Raw genomic sequence first — 14,386 nt, 5'->3', positions numbered from 1 at the left:
AGTGAGTGTCGGGCCCCCTCCCGGCCCCTCCCCCGGCTTACCCTCCGCCCGTGTTCAACGTCACGGGGATCCTCAAGCGGCTGGTGATCGGCCGGGCCATGCGCAGCGAAGAGCTGCACGAGACACTGCTGCCCAAGCGGCTCGCCCTGCCGATCTTCGCCTCGGACCCGCTGTCCTCGGTGGCGTACGCGACCCAGGAGATCCTGCTGGTCCTCACCCTGGGCGGCCTTGCCTACCTGCACTTCACCCCGTGGATCGCGGGCGCGGTCGTGGCCCTGATGACGGTCGTGGTGCTGTCGTACCGCCAGGTGGTGCACGCCTACCCGAGCGGCGGCGGCTCGTACGAGGTGGTGTCGACGAACCTCGGCCCGACCGCCGGACTGGTCGTCGCCGCCTCGCTCCTCGTCGACTACGTCATGACGGTGGCCGTCTCGGTCGCCTCCGGCGTCGACAACATCATCTCCGCCGTCCCACGCCTCGCCGACCACCGCGTCCTGATGGCGATCGGCTTCGTGGCGGTCCTGACGGCGATGAACCTGCGGGGCGTGCGGGAGTCGGGACGCGCCTTCGCCGCACCGACGTACCTGTTCATCGCCGGTGTGCTCGTCATGGTGGTCACGGGCCTGATCCGCTACGCCCTCGGGGACGCGCCGGTCGCCGAGAGCGCCGGCTACGGCGTCACGCCGGACCCCTCGGACGCGAACCTGACGGGTCTCGCCCTGCTGATGCTGGTGCTGCGCGCGTTCTCCTCCGGCTGTACGGCACTGACCGGGGTGGAGGCCATCTCCAACGGCGTACCGGCCTTCCGCAAGCCCAAGTCGAGGAACGCGGCCGAGACACTGACCGCGATGGGCGCCCTCGCGATCGTCATGTTCGTGGGCGTCACCGCGCTGGCGCTGATCACCAAGGTGCACATCACGGACGACGCGTGCCGGCTGACCGGACTCACCGGCGACTGCGGCTCGTACACCCAGCGCACGGTGATCGCGCAGATCGCGGCGGCGGTCTTCGGCGGCGAGCACAGCGTCGGCTTCTACGTCATCCAGGCGGCGACCGCGCTGGTCCTGATCCTGGCGGCGAACACGGCCTTCAACGGCTTTCCCCTGCTCGCGTCCATCCTGGCCCAACACCGTTATCTGCCGCACCAGTTGCACAACCGGGGCGACCGGCTCGCCTTCTCCAACGGCATCCTGGCGCTCGCGGTCGTCGCGGCGCTGCTGCTGTGGGGCTTCAAGGCGAATGTCACCAGCCTCATCCACCTCTACATCCTGGGTGTGTTCACCGCCTTCACGCTCTCCCAGCTGGGCATGGTCCGGCACTGGAACAGCGAGCTGCGCGCGGAGCGCGACCCTGCCCTGCGGCGCCGCCACCACACGGCTCGCGTGATCAACGCGCTCGGCTCGGTCGTCACCGGCCTGGTCCTGGTGATCGTGCTGGCCACCAAGTTCACGGAGGGCGCGTGGCTCGCCGTACTCGCGGCGATCGTGCTGTGGGTGATGATGCGCGGCATCCGGCGCCACTACGACGCCACGTCGGCGGAACTGGCGGTGGCCGACCCGAAGGGCGAACTCACCCTTCCTTCACGCGTGTTGGGGATCGTCCTGGTCTCCACCCTGCACAAGCCGACCCTCCGTGCCCTCGCCTACGCGCGCGCCTTCCGCCCCGACCGGCTGGAGGCCCTGACGGTCTCCGTCGACCGTGACGAGGCGGCGGCGCTGCTCAGGCGCTGGGAGGAGTACGGCATCGACGTCCCGCTGAAGATCATCGACTCGCCGTACCGCGAGGTGACCCGGCCGGTCGTGGAGTACGTCCGCTCGATCCGCCGCGAGAGCCCGCGGGACATCGTCGCCGTCTTCATCCCCGAGTACGTCGTCGGGCACTGGTGGGAGAACCTCCTGCACAACCAGTCGGCGCTGTGGCTGAAGAACCGGCTCCTGTTCACCCCGGGGGTCATGGTCACGAGCGTGCCGTGGCAGCTGACGTCCTCGGCCCACGCCGACCGGCCCACGGCCAGGGCGCCGGGGTCCTTCCGGCGGGGGGAACCGCAGGGGCCGCCGCCCCGGGCGGGCACCCGGCACCGGTGACACGCCCACGGCGGCACTCCGTTCAGCGGAACTCGGCGAGCCTCGGTCGCAGCCCCAGCAGGATCAGCGCACCCGCGCCGAGCAGCAGACCGCACGTCCACGGGAGCAGTCCGGTGGCCTCGAAGCGGCCCGCGCGGACCGCCGCCGTGAAGTGCCGCCGGTTGATGTCCGTCACCTGGTCCAGCGCCGTCATCCAGGCCCCGAAGTGGGCGTTGGACGTGCCCGGCTCCCAGCCCATGCAGAACGCGACGGCCTCGCGCTCCCTGCCCTGCGCGACCAGGGCCCGGATCCGCCGGTCGTCGCGCTGATAGACGGCGTACGCGTCCACCGTCCGCTCCGCCGCGTCCCGTTCGCCGGGGAAGGTGAGGTTGGCGAGCTCACGCGCGAACTCGCCGCCGAAGTCGAGGGTGTGGTGGTCGGCGCGGTACTCCTGCCAGGTCGTGGCGAGCCCGGAGTCGTACGAGTCGAGGGTCGCGCCCTTCATCCCGTACAGCTGCTGCGACTTGGCGAGGAAGGCCTGCGCGTACTGCGAGCGGCGCTCGGGGTCCAGCAGGTAGCGGCTCTCGTCGGCGTTCGCGTCGTAGGCGATCGCGCGGGCGCGGGAGAGGGCGACGACGGAGTCGAAGGCGTCGCGGCGGGCGCTGTGCAGCCGGTCGGCGGAGGCGGAGAGCGCCTGGCCGCCGAGGAGCACGGCGAACAGCGCGCAGACGGTGGCGGCCAGCACGCCGGGGTTGAGGATCCGGTGGAAGCGGCGGGCCAGGTACCACTGGAGGACGCCGAGGACGGCGAGCAGCAGCACGCCGAGCACGAGGACGGCGGCGAGCTGGGCCGAGAGGACCGAACGGGCCTGGTCGTACTGCCGGTCGAAGGCGCTGTTGTTGGAGTCCACCAGCGTCCTCGCGCTCGGCAGGAGCTGGGCCTGGAGGAGATCGGTGGCCTCGCGGTAGTCGACGAGGGCGGCCGGTCTGCCGCCCGCGCGGTCGTCGTTCTCCAGCGCGCGGCCGATCAGCTCCTGGTACTCGGCGAAGTCGTCGGTGAGCGACTCGACGGTGTGTTCGTCGCTCTGGTCTCCCTGGGCGGCGACGGCGAGCGTGCGCAGGTCGTGGCCGATCGCGCGGCGCGCGCCCCCGTAGAAGCCGGCCGCCTTCTCGTACGGCGTCGCCAGGCGCCCCTTGCCCCCGTCGCCGCCGGCCAGCAGGAGGTTGGCGGCCTGCGCGTCCATGTCGTTGAGGGCGAGGTTCAGGTCGGCGGCGCTGGTGGTGCGGGGTGCGTCGCGGCCCTCGACCGTGTCCCAGGTCCCGGTGGCGGCGAGTCCGGCCAGCCCGAGCAGCAGGGCGAGGGCGGCGGTCAGCAGGAGGGTGCCGGTCCGCAGCAGCCGCAGCCGCGCGGGCAGGGTCGCCCAGAAGCGGCGGTGCAGGGCGGTGGCGGCTCTTCGGGGTGCGAGGCGCAGAGGGAGCCTGGGACTTCGGGACCGCCCGGTGCGTCGGGGGCGTCTCGATCGCGGTCCCCCGCGTCTGGGCCGAGGCTGGTGCCCACCCCCGGAGGGGGCGCTCGCGCCGCGCGGTGGCGCTGCGACGGTCCCGGCCCGCGCCGGACGGTGCGTGGTCGCGGCTCGCGCCGCAGGACTGTGCGTGGTACCTGCCGTGACAGCCACGAGCCCCTCCATCGGCACGCCACGGACGCTCGTCCGTGTCCCCCGTGCCGCGCCCAGTCTGCGACCGCTTCACCTCCCCCGCACCGGACCTTGATGGGCCCCTGATGTGGCACCGGACGACTTTGACGCGGCCTTGACGCCGTCGGCCGACCGCGTGTGCGAAAAGCACGGCATTCTCGTCGTCGGGGGCGGACCGAGCGCCGGACCGGAGTGCCGGACCGCGGTGCCGGACCGGGGGCTGTCACCCCTGCGACCGCACCGCCGTCCCCCGTTCGCCGCAATGTCCACCCGCCCTGCCGTTTCCTCCCCCATTGCCCACAATCGGACCACAATGGGCACCACGCCGGGCAGCACGTCAGGAGCACCCCGATGGCCACCACCGACCACGCTCGTACCAGAGGTACGACGGGTACGAGCCGGCTGCGTGCGTGGATGCTCCAGGGGCTGTCCGACATGGGCAAGACCCCGACCCCGCAGAGCCCGCACGCCGCGCCGGAGCCCGTGCACCAGGGGCAACGCTGGTGGCGGGTGATGTGCCTGACCGGCGTCGACTACTTCTCGACCCTGGGCTACCAGCCCGGCATCGCGGCCCTGGCCGCCGGACTCCTCTCGCCCGTCGCGACCATCGTGCTCGTCATCGTCACCCTGGCGGGCGCACTGCCCGTCTACCGGCGGGTGGCCGAGGAGAGCCCGCGCGGCGAGGGCTCGATCGCGATGCTGGAGCGGCTGCTGTCGTTCTGGAAGGGCAAGCTGTTCGTCCTGACCCTGCTGGGCTTCGCCGCCACCGACTTCCTGATCACCATCACCCTGTCGGCGGCCGACGCCTCCACCCACCTGGTCGAGAACCCCCATCTCACCAGCACGTTGCACAACCAGCAGATGCTGATCACGCTCATCCTGGTGGCCCTGCTCGGCGCGGTGTTCCTCAAGGGCTTCCTGGAGGCGATCGGCGTCGCCGTCGTCCTGGTGGGGATCTATCTCGCGCTCAACGTCGTGGTCGTGATCGTGGGCCTGTGGCACGTGGCGACGGCCGAGCATGTGATCACCGACTGGACCAGCGCCCTGACCACCGAACACGGAAACGTTTTCGCGATGGTCGGGGTCGCCCTCCTGGTCTTCCCCAAACTGGCCCTCGGCCTCTCCGGCTTCGAAACCGGCGTGGCCGTCATGCCGCACGTCCAGGGCGACGCCACCGACACCGACGAGAACCCGGCCGGCCGCATCCGGGACACCAAGAAGCTGCTGACCACCGCCGCCGTGATCATGAGCGTCTTCCTCATCTTCACCAGCTTCATCACCACGCTCCTGATCCCGGAGCAGGAGTTCAAGTCCGGCGGCCAGGCCAACGGCCGCGCCCTCGCCTATCTCGCGCACGAATACCTCGGCGGCGCCTTCGGCACGGTCTACGACGTGTCGACCATCGCCATCCTGTGGTTCGCGGGCGCCTCCGCGATGGCCGGACTGCTCAACCTCATGCCCCGCTACCTCCCCCGCTACGGCATGGCCCCGCACTGGGCACGCGCCGTCCGCCCCATGGTGATCGTCTTCACCCTGGTCGCGTTCCTGGTCACCTGGATCTTCGACGCCGACGTCGACGCGCAGGGCGGCGCCTACGCCACCGGTGTCCTCGTCCTCATCAGCTCCGCCGCGATCGCCGTGACCATCGCCGCGCGCAAGGCAGGCCAGCGCAACTGGACCATCGCCTTCGCCGTCATCTCCGCGGTCTTCCTCTACACGACCGTCGTCAACGTCATCGAACGCCCCGACGGCGTCAAGATCGGCGCCTGCTTCATCGCCGGCATCATCCTCGTCTCGCTGCTCTCCCGGCTGGCCCGCGCCTTCGAACTGCGGGTGACCAGCGTGAGCCTGGACGACATGGCGGACCGGTTCGTACGCGACATAGCCAGCCGCCGGATCCGGTTCATCGCCAACGAACCCGACAACCGCGACAAGGCCGAGTACCGCGAGAAGATCGAGCAGATCCGCGCAGACAACGACCTCCCGGCCCAGGAGGACTTCGTCTTCGTCGAGGTCACCGTCCTGGACCCCTCGGAGTTCGAGGCGGGCCTGACCGTACGCGGCGAGGTGCTCCACGGCCGCTACCGCGTCCTGACCCTGGAGTCCTCCTCCGTCCCCAACGCCCTGGCCGCCCTGCTCCTGTACGTCCGTGACCGCACCGGCTGCACCCCGCACATCTACTTCGAGTGGACCGAGGGCGACCCCTTCACCAACTTCCTGCGCTTCTTCCTCTTCGGCCAGGGCGAGGTCGCCCCCGTCACCCGAGAGGTCCTGCGCGAGGCCGAACCCGACCGCTCCCGCCGCCCCCGCGTACACGTCGGCTAGCCACGATGGCGTCGCCCCGTCCGCCCGTCAGTCCTCTTCCGTCGGGTAGTCCGCGCTCACCGTGAACCCGATGACCGCGCCTCCCCCCTCCCGCCGGAAGGCGAACGGCGCTCCGCCGTGGCCGGTGGCCACCTCACGGACGATGGACAGACCGAGCCCGGAACCGGGCAGGCTGCGGGCGTCGGCGGCGCGGTAGAAACGGTCGAAGACCCGGACGAGATCGCCCTCGGCCACGCCCGGACCCCGGTCGAGGACCTCGATCCGGACGCTGCCCGGAAGACCGCCGCCCACCCCGACGCCGGGGCGCACCGGACCGGTGACCGCGATCTCGATCGGCGCCTTGCCCTCGCGGTCGAACTTGGCCGCGTTCTCCACCAGGTTGGATATCGCCCGCTGAAGCGCCGTGGGACGGCCGTCGGCCGTCGTGTCACCGACCACCCGGACGAGGATGTCCCGCCCGGTGCGGCGCCGCGAGGCGATCGCCACGTCCTCGGCGAGATCGGCCAGGTCGATCCGCTGCACGGGCTCGGTGTCGGACCGCCCGGCCGCGAGCGCCACCAGCTCGTTGACGAGGTCGGTCAGCTCACGGGACTCCTGCGCCAGGTCGGCGACCAGCTCCTCGCGGGCGTCGGGCGGCAGCTCGTCGATGCGGCGCAGCATGGAGATGTTCGTACGCAGCGAGGTCAGCGGCGTACGGAGTTCATGGCCCGCGTCCTGGACCAGCCGCCGCTGGTCCTCCTCGGACTGGGCGAGCCGGCCGAGCATCCGGTCGAAGGAGCGGCCGAGGCGGGCCACCTCGTCGTATCCCGCCACCGGCACCTGGATGCCGAGCCGCCCGGTGCGCGCCACGTCCTCCGCGGCCCCGGCCAGCCGCACCAGCCGCCGGGTGATGCGGCGGGCCAGCCACCAGCCGAACAGCCCCGACGCGATCACCACCGCCCCCACCAGCAGCACGGTCCGCTGCTGCAGCTCCCGCAGCAGATCCTCCGTGTCGCTGAACTGCTGGGCCACCTGCACCGCGCCCCGCCCACCGCCGAGCGCGACGGTCGCCACCCGGTAGCGGTCGCCGGCGACGTCGACCTCCCCGTGCTCCACCCACTTGCCCGCGGTCGCGGACGCGGCCGTCCGCCGGTCGGCTGCGGTCACGGGCAGCGCGGGATTGCCGCGGTCCGATATCACCCCACCGCGCCCGAGCACCTGCACATCCGTACGGGCGGGCCGGATGATGTCGTCCAGCGGTCCGTCGTGGTCGGGGTCGGACGACGAGAAATCGCCCGGGTCCAACGCCGTCTCGCGCACCTGGACCCGCAGGTCCTGCACGACCCCGGAGAAGACGGTCTGCTGGTCCACCCGCACCAGCCGGGCGGCGGCGTCGTAACTCAGGAACCCGACGAGGACGGTGACCGCGGCGGCCACGGCGGCGAAGGACAGGGTGAAGGTGGCCCGCAGGGAGGACACCCGCCGGGGCCGCAGCCCCGTGAGCCATCGGGGGGGCACTCAGTCCTCCCTCAGCACATACCCCACGCCCCGGACGGTGTGGATCAGCGCCGGTGCTCCCGGCTCGTCGAGCTTGCGCCGCAGATATCCCACGTACACGGCGAGGTTCTTGGAGCCGGGACCGAAGTCGTAGCCCCAGATGCGGTCGTAGATCGTGGCGTGGTCGAGGACGATGCCCGCGTTGCGGACGAGCAGTTCGAGCAGTTCGAACTCGGTGCGGGTGAGCTCCAGCTCGCGCTGTCCGCGCCAGGCGCGGCGCGCCTGGATGTCCATGCGCAGCCCGGCCGCGGAGATCTGGCCCGACGCCTCCTTCGAAGCGGACACGGCCGCGGACACCGACGGCGCCGGTACGCCGGCGGGGGTGCCGTTCACCGGACCGGTCCGGCGGAGCAGGGCCCGCAGCCGGGCGAAGACCTCCTCCACGTCGAACGGCTTGACCACGTAGTCGTCGGCTCCGGCGTCCAGGCCCGCGATGCGGTCGGCCGTCTCGACCAGTGCGGTGAGCATCAGGATCGGCGTACGGTCCCCCTCCGCGCGCAGCACGCGGCACACCTGCAGTCCGTCGATACCGGGCATCATCACGTCCAGGACGAGGACGTCCGGTGGCGTGCGGTGGGCCTGGGCCAGCGCCTCTACGCCGTCGGCGACGGCCGTCACCGCGTAGCCCTCCAGCGTCAGTGCCCTTTCCAGGGCATGGCGGATGGCACGGTCGTCCTCGGCGAGCAGCACATTTTGGGGCACCCCACCAGTCTGCCAAGCCGCCGGCCGGGTACCACCTGGTGGGCGGTGGTGAGGGTGGGCTTCTTACCCGCCTCTCACCCCTCCTCCCGCGAGCCCCTTACCTCGCCCGGCCAGTCTGTCCCGTATGTCAGGACGGGCGGACCCCCGAATCCCCCGGCAGGGGTCCGGCCGGTGCGGAGGGGGTGGGCCGGAAGCGAGGTCGGTGGCGGCCCACCCCCTCTTCCGGCCTGTTCGCCCTGCTCTCCCTGCTCCCCCTACGGCCGCAGCGCGGCGAGCTGCTGCTCGAAGGGGATGACGGTGAACCTGTGGGCGGAGGCGAGGGCCCCGTCGAGCGAGCGCGGTGCGATGGCGGCGGTGGTGTCGGTGTCCACGGCCACCGACGCGACCGCCGCATCCGCCGTTTCAGCCGCATCCGCCGTGTCCGCCGTGTCCGCCGCATCGGCCCTTCGCACAGCCCCGGTACCGGCTCCGGAGCCCAGGCCCTCCATGAGCCTCCCCAGTTCGCCCGCCGCGCGGTCGATCCGCTCGGCCAGGCCTTCCGCACCCCAGTCCTCCGAGGCCGCGTAGACCCCGGTCGGTACGACCACGGCGCGCAGGTAGGCGAAGAGGGGGCGCAGGGCGTGTTCGAGGACGAGGGAGTGGCGGGCGGAGCCGCCGGTCGCGGCGATCAGGACCGGCTTGCCGGTGAGCGCGTCCTGGTCCAGTACGTCGAAGAAGGACTTGAACAGGCCGCTGTAGGAGGCGGAGAACACCGGTGTGACCACGATCAGCCCGTCCGCCTCCGTCACCGACTCCAGGGCCGCGGACAGGGCCCGCCCGGGAAAGCCGCTGGTGAAGTTGTGGGCGATCTCCACGGCCAGGTCGCGCAGTTCGACGACCTGGACGTCGACGGACGTGTACCGGCCGGTGGCGGCGGCCAGCCGGTCGGCCAGCAGCCGGGTCGACGAGGGGACGCTCAGCCCCGCCGAGACGACGACGAGCTTCATGCGACGCTCACTTCCTGAGCCTTGAGCAGGGACTGGTGGGTCGGCGCGTCCGGCACATCCGCCGGGCGCCCCTTGGCGAACTCCTCGCGCAGCACCGGGACGACCTCCTCGCCGAGCAGGTCGAGCTGTTCGAGGACCGTCTTCAGCGGCAGCCCGGCGTGGTCCACCAGGAACAGCTGGCGCTGGTAGTCACCGGCGTACTCGCGGAACGCCAGGGTCTTCTCGATGACCTCCTGCGGGGAGCCGACGGTCAGCGGGGTCTGGTCGGTGAACTCCTCCAGGGAGGGTCCGTGCCCGTAGACCGGCGCGTTGTCGAAGTACGGCCGGAACTCGCGCACGGCGTCCTGGGAGTTCTTCCGCATGAACACCTGCCCGCCGAGACCCACGATCGCCTGCTCGGGCGTGCCGTGCCCGTAGTGCGCGTACCGCTCCCGGTACAGCTCGACCATCTGCCTGGTGTGGTCGGCCGGCCAGAAGATGTTGTTGTGGAAGAAGCCGTCACCGTAGTACGCGGCCTGCTCGGCTATCTCCGGCGACCGGATCGAGCCGTGCCACACGAACGGGGGCACCCCGTCCAGCGGACGCGGCGTCGAGGTGAACGACTGCAGCGGCGTGCGGAACTTGCCCTCCCACGTCACCACGTCCTCGCGCCACAGGCGGCGCAGCAGCGCGTAGTTCTCCACGGCCAGGTTGATGCCCTGGCGGATGTCCTGCCCGAACCAGGGATACACGGGCCCGGTGTTCCCGCGCCCCATCATCAGATCCACCCGCCCGTCCGCCAGGTGCTGCAGCATCGCGAAGTCCTCCGCGATCTTCACCGGGTCGTTGGTGGTGATCAGCGTGGTCGACGTCGACAGGATCAGCCGCTCGGTCCGCGCCGCGACATAGCCGAGCATCGTGGTCGGCGACGACGGGACGAACGGCGGGTTGTGGTGCTCACCGGTCGCGAACACATCCAGGCCCACCTCCTCCGCCTTCTGGGCGATGGCGACCATGGCCTTGATCCGCTCGGCCTCGGTCGGCGTACGGCCGGTCGTCGGGTCCGCTGTGACATCGCCGACGCTGAAGATTCCGAACTGCATGGTCGCTCACCCTCCAAGTTGTTTACGATTCAACTATACCCCCAAACGATCCACCCCTCGTCGCTATTCCGCGCACCACCCACCCCCGGCTCCCCGCCCCTGCCCCTGCCCCTGCCCCTGCCCCTGCCCCGACTGTCAGTGCCCCGCCCTACGATCCCGTCATGGCCGCCCCACGCCGTGACACCCGAGGCATCGTCGACGCCGCGGAGCTCTTCGCACGCGTCCGCTTCCGCCGCCGCGAACCGGCCGAGCCGCTCCGCCCCTACCTCGAGCACTACTGGCTGATCGACTGGGACCTGCCCGAGCCGTACGCCTCCCACGTGGTCCCGCACCCGTCCGTGAACGTCGTCTTCCAGAGGTACGCGGGTCAGGACCCCGTCGAATTCGGCGAGGTGGCCGGCATCGGCCTCGACCTGTTCACACAGAAACTGGAGGGCCGGGGACGGGTGTGCGGGATCCAGTTCCGCCCGGGGGGCTTCCGCCCCTTCGCGCCGGGACGGGCCCTGACGTCACTCACGGGCGAGCGAATCGCGCTCCACACGGCGTTTCCCACGGTGGACGCCGCCACGGTCCCCTCCGTCCTCGATCCCGCCGACGAGGACGCGCGCGTGGCCGCGCTCGACGCGTTCCTCCTGGACCTCGGTCCGCGCCCGGATCCCCAGGCCGACCTCGCCATGGCCCTGGTGGACCGCATCCGGGGCGACCGCGCCATCCGGCACGTCGGCGACTTCGCACGCGCCGAGGGGATGACCGTGCGGGCCCTGCAACGGCTCTTCGCCGCGTACGTCGGCGTCGGCCCGAAGTGGATCATCCTTCGCTACCGGATCCACGAGGCCCTGTCCCGCGCGGAGGCCTCCGGCCCGGTCGACTGGGCCGCCCTCGCCGCCGACCTCGGCTACGCCGACCAGGCCCACCTCGTCCGCGACTTCACGGCGACGGTGGGAGTACCCCCCACCACCTACGCGACCACCACCCACTGACCCGACTCCGATCGCGGGTGGGCCGGGGCGCAGCCCCGCCCCCCAGGGGCGCGGGGAACTGCGCGCCAAGCCCCCACCCACACCCACACCCACACCCGCAGCCGACCAACCCACCCGGGGACGGCTGGCGGCGGAGCCCGGCGGCATCACCCCGTGGTGGTGGCGGTGATCGTGTCGCGGAGCCAGCGTTGCGCGGCGTCGTCGTCCAAGCGGGGATGCCAGGACATCGCACAGCTGATCGGGCCGATCTCGCTCGGTGCCGGGATGACGGTGGTGGTCCCTGGCGACGCGGTGCCGCGGACCCCGCGGATCCGCTGATCAGCCCGGTGTTCGCGAACCTGCGTGGCCTGCCGCCGCTGCTGATCCAGGCCGGGTCGAACGAGTTGCTGCTCGACGACGCGGTCAGGCTCGCGGCGCGCGCGGCCGCGGACGACGTCCCGGTCGCACTCGAGGTCACCCCGGGCGTCCCGCACCTGTTCCAGGCCTGCGCCGCGATGGTCGACGAAGGCGAGGCCGCGCTCGGGCGGGTGACCGAGTTCCTGCACGCGGCATTCACCCTCGCCAGTGTCGAGCCGACCGGCTGACGGGCGGAAGCACCCAGGACTTCGAGATCACCCCATGGCCCCTTCGCGCACCCCGCGGACTCAGGGGATCAGGACCAGCCGCCCCCGCAGCCCGCCCTCGGCCAGCCGCGCGTGCGCCTTCCCCGCCTCCTCCAGCCCGTACGTGTCGGCGACCCGGGTGGTGAGCACCCCCTCGTCGACGAGCGCCACCAGCTCCGCGAGGCGCGCCCCGTCGGCGCTCACCTCCACCGCGTCCGTCCGCACCCCCCGTACGGACGCCGGATGCGCCCCCGGGATGACGCCCACGAACGCCCCGCCGTCCCGCACCCACTCCAACCGCCGCCGCGCCGAGAATCGCCGCGTCCAGCACCCCGTCCACGCCCTCCACGCCGCCCGCCGCGAAGTAGGCCGCCCCCAGCGACCGTACGAGCTCCTCGTCGCCCTCGCGGGCCGCGCCCGTCACCACGAGACCCGGGTGGGCGGCGAGTTGGACGGCGTACCCGCCGACCGCCCTCGCCGCACCCGTCCTGACATGGCACGCCCCTTCGGTGCCGCTTCACCCACGTCGGACAGGTCCTAGAACACGTACGAGTCCCCGGTGTCCAGCACCAGCACCCGCTGCCGGTCGTTGCCGTGATTGCGGTCGACCGCACCGCCGCCCCACACCGTGTCGATCTCCAGCGTCACCTCCGACGGCTCCCCCCGCAGCCCTACCTCCAGCCGCATCCGGTCCCCCTGCCCGTCCGGCGCCAGCGGCCCCGTACGGCACACCACCACCCGTTCGCCCGAACGCGCGCAGTCGCCCGGCAGCCGCTGCACATCCGCGAGCGGTGCCGACCAGCGCAGCCGGACCGTCACGTCCCCGACGGTGCTCGGGCCATGGTTCTGCGGGGTCAGCCACAGGTCGGCGAGCCCGGCCGCCATGGTCACCGAGCCGCGATAGGCGAGATCGGCCTCGGGAGTGAGGGCACCGACGGACGACGCCCCGCCCAGCGTCAGGGCCGCCCCCACACCCGCCGCGCCCATGCTCCGCACCCACGCGCCGTTCCCCGTCCCCGAGCGCATCCCCGAGCGCATCCGCCATCGCATCCGCAACTCCATCATCCGCATGACGCCGCTTCCTTCGCTCGGGGCCCGCACGCGCTCACGCTCACGTGGGCACCCGATGTATGCCACTCCAGACCGTCGGCAGGCGCCGTCCATCAGGTGACGGAAGCGGCGGATGGGGCCCGTGCGAGAGTGACGGCATGCTGATCGTCCGCTCCGTCGCCCTCTTCGTCATCGCCGCGCTCTTCGAGATCGGCGGCGCCTGGCTGGTCTGGCAGGGGGTGCGCGAGCACCGCGGCTGGCTCTGGATCGGCGCGGGCGTCATGGCGCTCGGCGTCTACGGCTTCGTGGCGACACTCCAGCCGGACGCCGAGTTCGGCCGCGTCCTCGCCGCGTACGGCGGAGTGTTCGTGGCCGGCTCCCTCCTCTGGGGCATGGTCGCGGACGGCTACCGCCCCGACCGCTGGGACGTGACCGGCGCCCTCGTCTGCCTCGCCGGAATGGCCGTGATCATGTACGCGCCGCGCGGCGGCAACTGAGCCCGCGACCTCGCGGACGCCGACCGCCTGCCTATCCTGACGAGGACCGACCACACCACGTACGCCAGTTAGTCACGTCCTAGGAGCAGCCCATGACGTCCGCCGTGCCCTCCGCCTCCTCCCGTATCGCCGTCGTCACCGGCGCGAGCAGCGGCATCGGCGCGGCGACGGCCCGGCAGCTGGCCGCGGCCGGCTACCGCGTCGTGCTGACCGCCCGCCGCAAGGACCGCATCGAGGCGCTGGCCGAGGAGATCAACGCCACGGGCCACCAGGCGACCGCGTACGCGCTGGACGTCACGGACCGCGCCGCGGTCGACGAGTTCGCCGGCGCCTTCAAGACCATCGGTGTCCTGGTCAACAACGCCGGCGGCGCGCTGGGCGCCGACCCGGTCGCGACCGGCGACCCGGCCGAGTGGCGCCAGATGTACGAGACGAACGTCATCGGCACGCTGAACATCACCCAGGCCCTGCTCCCGGCGCTCACCGCGAGCGGCGACGGCACGGTCGTCGTGCTGTCGTCGACGGCGGGTCACGGCACGTACGAGGGCGGCGCGGGCTATGTCGCCGCCAAGCACGCCGAACACGTCCTCGCCGAGACCCTCCGCCTGGAGATCGTCGGAACGCCGGTCCGGGTCATCGAGGTCGCGCCCGGCATGGTCAGGACGGACGAGTTCGCGCTGACCCGCTTCGGCGGCGACACGGAGAAGGCGGCCAAGGTCTACGCGGGCGTGGCCGAGCCGCTGACCGCCGACGACGTCGCCGACACCATCACCTGGGCCGTCACCCGCCCCAGCCACGTCAACATCGACCTCCTCGTCGTCCGCCCCCGCGCCCAGGCGTCGAACACCAAGATCCACCGAGAACTCTGAT

The 14,386-nt window shown here is 71.9% G+C and carries 12 protein-coding genes and 1 pseudogene; 6 read left to right on the top strand and 7 right to left on the bottom strand.

The features are described from left to right. Window positions 1-98: 98 nt before the first annotated feature. On the top strand, window positions 99-2,084 hold the full coding sequence (locus ACZ69M_RS15835) for an APC family permease (protein ID WP_470050943.1): 1,986 nt from the start codon (window positions 99-101) through the stop codon (window positions 2,082-2,084). 22 nt (window positions 2,085-2,106) lie between these two features. Here ACZ69M_RS15835 and ACZ69M_RS15830 read toward each other — a convergent pair whose 3' ends face one another. Beyond that, window positions 2,107-3,738, bottom strand: coding sequence for a hypothetical protein (locus ACZ69M_RS15830; RefSeq protein ID WP_470050249.1), 1,632 nt, complete (start codon window positions 3,736-3,738; stop codon window positions 2,107-2,109). A 369-nt stretch (window positions 3,739-4,107) separates the two neighbouring features. Here ACZ69M_RS15830 and ACZ69M_RS15825 point away from each other — a divergent pair, with 369 nt between their 5' ends. Next, window positions 4,108-6,081, top strand: coding sequence for an APC family permease (locus ACZ69M_RS15825; RefSeq protein WP_470050247.1), 1,974 nt, complete (start codon window positions 4,108-4,110; stop codon window positions 6,079-6,081). Window positions 6,082-6,108: 27 nt separating this feature from the next. Here the strand turns inward: ACZ69M_RS15825 and ACZ69M_RS15820 are convergent, their stop codons facing one another. From ACZ69M_RS15820 to ACZ69M_RS15805, 4 genes are all read right to left on the bottom strand, one after another. Further along, window positions 6,109-7,578, bottom strand: a complete 1,470-nt coding sequence (locus ACZ69M_RS15820) for a sensor histidine kinase (protein WP_470050245.1) — start codon at window positions 7,576-7,578, stop codon at window positions 6,109-6,111. Continuing rightward, window positions 7,579-8,319 carry a response regulator transcription factor gene (locus tag ACZ69M_RS15815; RefSeq protein ID WP_470050243.1) on the bottom strand — a complete coding sequence of 247 codons (741 nt, stop codon included), beginning with the start codon at window positions 8,317-8,319 and terminating at the stop codon, window positions 7,579-7,581. A gap of 254 nt (window positions 8,320-8,573) precedes the next feature. Beyond that, entirely contained in the window at window positions 8,574-9,305 is a 732-nt protein-coding gene (locus ACZ69M_RS15810; protein WP_470050241.1) for an FMN reductase, read from the bottom strand. Continuing rightward, complete coding sequence (locus ACZ69M_RS15805) at window positions 9,302-10,387, bottom strand: LLM class flavin-dependent oxidoreductase (protein ID WP_352046285.1); 1,086 nt, start codon at window positions 10,385-10,387, stop codon at window positions 9,302-9,304. Before ACZ69M_RS15805 ends, ACZ69M_RS15810 begins: the two co-directional genes overlap by 4 nt. Window positions 10,388-10,548: 161 nt before the next feature. Between ACZ69M_RS15805 and ACZ69M_RS15800 the strand changes: the two genes are divergently transcribed. Further along, the gene (locus ACZ69M_RS15800; RefSeq protein WP_470050239.1) at window positions 10,549-11,367 is read left to right on the top strand and encodes a DUF6597 domain-containing transcriptional factor; all 819 of its coding nucleotides are present in this window, start codon (window positions 10,549-10,551) and stop codon (window positions 11,365-11,367) included. Between the two features lie 215 nt (window positions 11,368-11,582). Continuing rightward, entirely contained in the window at window positions 11,583-11,951 is a 369-nt protein-coding gene (locus ACZ69M_RS15795) for an alpha/beta hydrolase fold domain-containing protein (RefSeq protein ID WP_470050237.1), read from the top strand. A gap of 60 nt (window positions 11,952-12,011) precedes the next feature. Here the strand turns inward: ACZ69M_RS15795 and ACZ69M_RS15790 are convergent. Next, a pseudogene (locus ACZ69M_RS15790) lies at window positions 12,012-12,474 on the bottom strand (zinc-binding dehydrogenase); the annotation flags it as partial. A 32-nt stretch (window positions 12,475-12,506) separates the two neighbouring features. Further along, window positions 12,507-12,995, bottom strand: a complete 489-nt coding sequence (locus ACZ69M_RS15785; RefSeq protein WP_470050941.1) for a hypothetical protein — start codon at window positions 12,993-12,995, stop codon at window positions 12,507-12,509. Between the two features lie 182 nt (window positions 12,996-13,177). Between ACZ69M_RS15785 and ACZ69M_RS15780 the strand changes: the two genes are divergently transcribed. Then, entirely contained in the window at window positions 13,178-13,516 is a 339-nt protein-coding gene (locus ACZ69M_RS15780; RefSeq protein ID WP_470050235.1) for a YnfA family protein, read from the top strand. A 92-nt stretch (window positions 13,517-13,608) separates the two neighbouring features. Next, a complete protein-coding gene (locus ACZ69M_RS15775) occupies window positions 13,609-14,385 on the top strand; it encodes an SDR family NAD(P)-dependent oxidoreductase (RefSeq protein WP_470050233.1) in 777 nt (258 codons plus the stop codon). Window position 14,386: the final 1 nt, after the last annotated feature.

It is taken from the genome of Streptomyces sp. NPDC107454 (assembly GCF_055582885.1).
The sequence above is the reverse complement of the archived record's forward strand: the minus strand, read 5'-3'. Positions and strand labels throughout refer to the sequence as shown.

What these genes read in the sequence shown, in the direction of transcription:
- ACZ69M_RS15775 (WP_470050233.1), top strand. Translation starts at nt 13,609, where the DNA reads ATGACGTCCGCCGTGCCCTCCGCCTCCTCCCGTATCGCCGTCGTCACC.
- ACZ69M_RS15810 (WP_470050241.1), bottom strand. Translation starts at nt 9,305, where the DNA reads ATGAAGCTCGTCGTCGTCTCGGCGGGGCTGAGCGTCCCCTCGTCGACC.
- ACZ69M_RS15780 (WP_470050235.1), top strand. Translation starts at nt 13,178, where the DNA reads ATGCTGATCGTCCGCTCCGTCGCCCTCTTCGTCATCGCCGCGCTCTTC.
- ACZ69M_RS15825 (WP_470050247.1), top strand. Translation starts at nt 4,108, where the DNA reads ATGGCCACCACCGACCACGCTCGTACCAGAGGTACGACGGGTACGAGC.
- ACZ69M_RS15795 (WP_470050237.1), top strand. Translation starts at nt 11,583, where the DNA reads ATGCCAGGACATCGCACAGCTGATCGGGCCGATCTCGCTCGGTGCCGG.
- ACZ69M_RS15800 (WP_470050239.1), top strand. Translation starts at nt 10,549, where the DNA reads ATGGCCGCCCCACGCCGTGACACCCGAGGCATCGTCGACGCCGCGGAG.
- ACZ69M_RS15785 (WP_470050941.1), bottom strand. Translation starts at nt 12,995, where the DNA reads ATGCGCTCGGGGACGGGGAACGGCGCGTGGGTGCGGAGCATGGGCGCG.
- ACZ69M_RS15835 (WP_470050943.1), top strand. Translation starts at nt 99, where the DNA reads ATGCGCAGCGAAGAGCTGCACGAGACACTGCTGCCCAAGCGGCTCGCC.
- ACZ69M_RS15805 (WP_352046285.1), bottom strand. Translation starts at nt 10,387, where the DNA reads ATGCAGTTCGGAATCTTCAGCGTCGGCGATGTCACAGCGGACCCGACG.